Below are 1,793 nucleotides of genomic sequence, written 5' to 3' on the forward strand. Positions count from 1 at the left end.
ACGGTAACTCCGGAACCGCAACCGATCGTAACAAACGTGACCATCTGTTCGGATGAAACCTATACCTGGAACGTTGACGGAGTTGAGTACTTCGGGGCTGACGGAGACACAACCGTTCATTACGAAGGCAACAGCTGTGCTGCTGATTCACTACTGAATATTACTGTTTTACAAACTACGCAAGCAAGTATCGACACTACAGTATGTGATATCTTAACCATCAATGATTCGATTTATACAGAATCGGGTACTTATGAGCAGCACTTTACAAACGCTGTTGGTTGCGACAGTATGTTGACAATCAACCTTACAGTATTGGGAAGCACTTTCGAAACCATCAACCGTATCGTTTGTGACCAGTTGACGATCAATGACTCAACATACACCGAATCTGGTCAATACATTCAGAATCTCACAAACGCAGCCGGTTGCGACAGTACTTTAACCATCAACTTAACGGTAAATGAAAGTCGTGAACTTACCTTGACAGAAACTGCTTGTGACTCATACGAATTAAACGATTCAGTATACACCGAAAGTGGAACATACATACAAAACCTGCAAACCGAGGCTGGATGTGACCTCACAGTTACCTTAAACCTGACCATTAAGAGAAGTACTGAGGAGATCATCGAAAGAACTGTTTGTAACCAACTAAGGATTAACAATACAATCTACACTCAATCCGGAACTTTCACTCAGCACTTGACAAATGCAGCCGGTTGTGACAGTACTCTTATCATCAGGCTAACTGTATTAAGTGAAGATCCGGTAGAATTGATCAGCAATGCAAGTGACCTCACTGTAGAATGTGACGGAAACGGCAACCTGGAAGATCTAAATAACTGGTTGCAGACAATTGGCGGAACAGGTGCTGCCCAGGCAGGATTTGGAACAATCAACTGGACCAACGATTTTGAAGCTCTGACACCGGGATGTTGCAACACCGGCTCGGTTCTGGTAACATTCACCGCTTACGATGGATGTCAGAATTCAGTATCAACCAGTGCAACATTTACCATTGTTGACAGCGAAGCTCCTGCATTCACCGCTCCTGAAGATATCACTATCTATTCAGGCGAAGAATGTCAGTACGATGCCAGCATTGAGGTTACAGGCGACGTAACTGACGAATCAGATGCTTGCTGCCCGGAACTGGATGCTACTTATACCGACGTGGTAGAACAGGGAGCATGTGCCGGAGAATGGGTAATCACACGTACATGGAACCTGGCAGATGCTTGTGTAAATCAGGCAGAACCCCAGGTACAGGTAATCACGGTTATGGATACCGTTGCCCCGGTGGCAGTTTGCAACAATATTACGATCCAACTGGGTTCGAATGGTATGGCCAGCATAACCGCTGATGATTTAAATGGCGGTTCAACCGATAATTGCGGCATCGACACAGTATTTATCAGCCAATACGATTTCACCTGCGGCGATCTTGGAACCAATGAAGTTACACTGACAGTAGTTGACAATTGCGGCAATACTTCAACTTGTACTGCTGAAGTAACTGTTGAAGCCGGAGAAGTTGACTGTGGTCAGGAAAGAATCATTGCCCAACCCGATGTACTTACCCTGGTTGTTTGTCCGGGCGGAATAGTGAATGGTTCGATCAACCTGCTCACAAACGACGAAGGCATTGGAACTTCAGGAATTACAATGAGTGCAGATAATATTCCGGACAATGTACAGGTAAACCTGACCGACGGAGAATTATTGTATGCCAACGAAGAACTGTCTGAAGCAGTAATCCAGTTTACTTATACCATTTGCAGCAATGCAAA

1 pseudogene is annotated in these 1,793 nt (G+C 44.8%); it reads left to right on the forward strand.

What is annotated here, in order from left to right:
- Nucleotides 1-1,793 (forward strand): annotated as a pseudogene (locus INQ51_RS22440) (hypothetical protein); the annotation flags it as partial.

Origin of the sequence: Maribellus sp. CM-23 (assembly GCF_021354595.1) — a bacterium.
Classification (GTDB): domain Bacteria; phylum Bacteroidota; class Bacteroidia; order Bacteroidales; family Prolixibacteraceae; genus Draconibacterium.